The sequence below is a fragment of the Flavobacteriales bacterium genome (assembly GCA_013214975.1).
Lineage (GTDB): Bacteria > Bacteroidota > Bacteroidia > DT-38 > DT-38 > DT-38.
This window is the reverse complement of sequence record JABSPR010000083.1, coordinates 1-3,513: the sequence shown is the minus strand read 5'-3', so window position 1 is coordinate 3,513 and position 3,513 is coordinate 1. Positions and strand designations below refer to the sequence as shown.

The 3,513-nt window shown below is 38.7% G+C and carries 3 protein-coding genes; 1 reads left to right on the top strand and 2 read right to left on the bottom strand.

What is annotated here, in order from left to right; genetic code table 11:
• A partial coding sequence (locus HRT72_03645) for a serine hydrolase (GenBank protein ID NQY66800.1) occupies window positions 1-1,062 on the top strand: 1,062 nt, incomplete at its 5' end.
• A gap of 57 nt (window positions 1,063-1,119) precedes the next feature.
• Here the strand turns inward: HRT72_03645 and HRT72_03640 are convergent.
• Both HRT72_03640 and HRT72_03635 read right to left on the bottom strand, forming a co-directional pair.
• Entirely contained in the window at window positions 1,120-1,707 is a 588-nt protein-coding gene (locus tag HRT72_03640) for an NAD(P)H-dependent oxidoreductase (GenBank protein ID NQY66799.1), read from the bottom strand.
• Between the two features lie 4 nt (window positions 1,708-1,711).
• Window positions 1,712-3,513, bottom strand: a 1,802-nt coding sequence (locus HRT72_03635) for a TonB-dependent receptor (protein NQY66798.1), incomplete at its 5' end; no start/stop codon positions are given.

The window sequence follows — 3,513 nt, the reverse complement described above, 5'->3', positions numbered from 1 at the left end:
GTGCCACTTGGTCATAAAGATGAAAAATTCAAGAACAGGGTAACAGGTTTTGTTAGCGATCCCGAAAATAAAGGCCAGTTTATAAAAGATGATTATGATTATGGAAATGGATGTGTAGGGGATGGGGGTGTTTTTAGTACTGTGGAAGATATGTTTAAATGGAATCAATCTTTCTATACGGAGAAGCTTGTAAAAAAAGAGACAATAGATGAGGCCTTCAAGCCGTATGTTTTGAATGATGGCACCGTGGGCGATTATGGATTTGGATGGAGTGTTTATAAAATTGATTCGAATGACATTACCGAGCACACTGGAAGTTGGCTGGGCTTTCTAGCACACAATCTCAGAGACATCACAGATAATTACAGTGTTGTATTCTTAACAAATCTGGGTAGTTCGTACGGGAGCGATCTTGCTTATCCATGCTACAATATTCTAAGAGGAATTCAGCCAGAGGATTGGAAAGAGAAATACCTTGTTACAAAAGGCTTGGAAGAGAATTCAAAAACATTTTTGAGAGATGCAGCTAAAAACACACTAGATCAATATCAAGGTAGTTACATCCACATTTCCGAAACGGATACTCTAAACTTTTACATTTCAATCAAAGACGAAGTGGCTCTTCTCGCCCACGTTGATAAATTATTGCAAGAGCAGATTTACGCAATTGACTCAGATAATTTTACAAATTGGTCTTATTCAAATAAGTATTCATTTCGATTCGGAGAGGATGGGAGTGTAATTGGCGTAACTGCTAAATCAGACGACAAACCGGAGAAATATTTTGTGAAAGAAGCTCCCATACCAACACCTGGGTTTATGCATAAATTGCGAGACAAGTATTCGTATAGCTCATATGAGGCCTACACAAGTTATAACAATGGTATATTCCGGGTTTTTATTCCGGGTGATGGGGATTATATTTTGATTCCAAAGGATGAGAAGGAATACGTCTTCCCCAATTGGCCTGGATATAGCATGAAGTTTACTACGAACGACTTTAATAACAGTATTAAAAAGGTAGAGTACATTTCACCGCAAGGTTCAAAGGAATTGAAATAATGCGAAAAGCTCTTATTTAGAACCTTGCAAGGTTTGTAAACCAAGTGAAAAATAGATTCATTTATCCCCAACGCAGTTATCACATCCTCCAGAAAATCCTTTGTCGACCAAACCCATTTTCTCTTCAAGGATAAAGTTGATCTTGCGAATTAGTTCTAACCGGATGCTTGTGGTGGTAATTCCCTTGTCGTCTGTAAAGTGATCGTTAAAACTTGGTAAAGAGAATGACTCCCAAACCTCGCTTCCGTCTCTTGGGAAGCGCTCTAATCCCGCAGCCAAAACACTTGCGCCACCTCGTCCACCTGGTGAAGTAGCTAGAAGTAACATTGGTTTGTTACCCAAAGCTTTTCTATTCGGAATCCTAGATAGCCAGTCGTATACATTTTTAAAAGCTGCAGAATACGAGCCGTTATGTTCGGCTAAGGAAAGTATCAAGAGATTCGAATTGTCAATTTTTTCGGCTAACTCACTTATCTTTTTAGGTATTCCGTTTTTTTCTTTGTCGACGCTAAAAATGTCTACCTCGTAATCGTTCAGGTCTACGTTCTCAACGTCTCCTTTTTCGAACAAGGAGCCAGCATATTCAGCTAATTTCTTATTGATTGAGTTTGTGCTGCTGCTACCTGGAATAGTTAAAATATTCATCTTTTTAAAAATCTAATTTATAATAGAAGATAGGCAAGAACCCCAATTGGTATTCGTGTCGGATACCGTTTACAGTTGGGTTATTCGGATCGGGTGCGTAAGTGAGTTTTAAAACATTCTGATGCCCGGTTAGGTTTACAAAGTCTAGCCCGATTTCATGAGAAACATTTTTTCTATTCGCTTTGTAATTAATCTTTAAATCGGCTCTGAAGTAATCCGGAAGTTGCTGGCTATTACGCGTGGCGTCTTCAAAAACAACTCCTCCTTGTGTAACGGTTGCAAGACTGTCAACCGGTCCAATTCTTTTATTCCCAGCAGCAGTGATTTTTAATCCGATCGAAAGAGATTTCTTTTCTCCTAGCTTAAATTCTTTTCCTGCGAGAAAATTTACTGCATAGTTTCCATTAAAATCGGTATTCCGTATAACGCCGTCACTTCCCTTGTACAAAGATTCATACAAGGAGGCGGTAGTCATAAAGAAGAATTTTTTATTGAAGAATTTCTCAAGTGTTAATTCCATGCCATAATTCTGACCAGTACCCGAATTCGTTAATTTCTCCGGAAAAAAACGATTGAAGGAAGAACCTTGGTTTACCAACGAAAAGGAGGAGGACTCCGCCGTTACAGGTACATTAAATAGTTGTTGATAGTAAGCCTCAACTTTTACTCTGAGGTTTTTCGCTAGCTGATTGTTGTATCCAACGATGTAATGCATACTCTTTGTAAAATCCATTCCTTTGTTATGCTTCACATAATTGCCGTCTTCGTTTGGGAGTTGATAGAAGTAAGTATACATCGGTTGTAGTTGACTGTGCAGGCCAACAGCAAAGTTTAAGGATTGATTATTTTTCATGGAATAGCGTAATCCAATTCTAGGTTCGATAGGAGATAAAGAATTATTCAGAGCGAAATAGGAACTGTGTATCCCAGTATTTAATACAAGATTTTTTGACATTCGGTACTTCCACTGTATAAACGATTGCAACATTACTGCGTCGCCTTTGTAATCCCATCGATGTGTCCAATCGTTCGTTGTTCCGTTGTTGAAGATGCTATCTACCATGTTAAATCGATAGTAATTCGCAGTAGCACCATATTTCAAAACGTGTTTCTTTCCGTACTTTTTATTGATGGAGAAGGTAGCGGTGGTTTTATGAATGTTGATGTCGTAATCTAATTTGTTAATGAGTGAGTCTAGAACATATCTGCCATCTGAACCGATAATAAGTCGCCCAGTTGAATCGGTAGATCGATATAAAAGATCGTTATGGTTAATTTGAGACTCACCAGAAGTTGCAACCACAAATTTGGCGAAGGTGTTGGTGTTGATAGATTTTACATATTTCATTCCGATCACACCCATTTGCGATCGAAAATATTCGTCTCTATCTGCGTCTGCATATATGTCTACTTGACTTGTATCTTGGGTACTAGATAGAATGTCAATTTTGCTCGCTCCACCTAATCCAAAGAAAGATAGGTTGCCGCCGTTCTTAGTTGGGAAGTTCAGCTTTAGGGCAGCATCCTGATAATAGGGTGTAGCAGTAGTTCCTAAGTTTATACCAAGAAATCCGAACATTACTAAAGTGGAATACCGGTAATTGAATAAGTAGGACGATCTTTTCTCTTTCGAGATAGGCCCTTCTCCGGTTAGTTCAGTTCCAAACAAACCCAACTGAGCTGTGAACTCATGCTTTTCATTGTTGCCGTTTCGTAGTTTCAAGTCGAATACACTCGAGATACTATTTCCAAATTCGGCGGGAAACGCACCGGTAAAGAAATCGGAATTACTAAGTACTTTGTTAT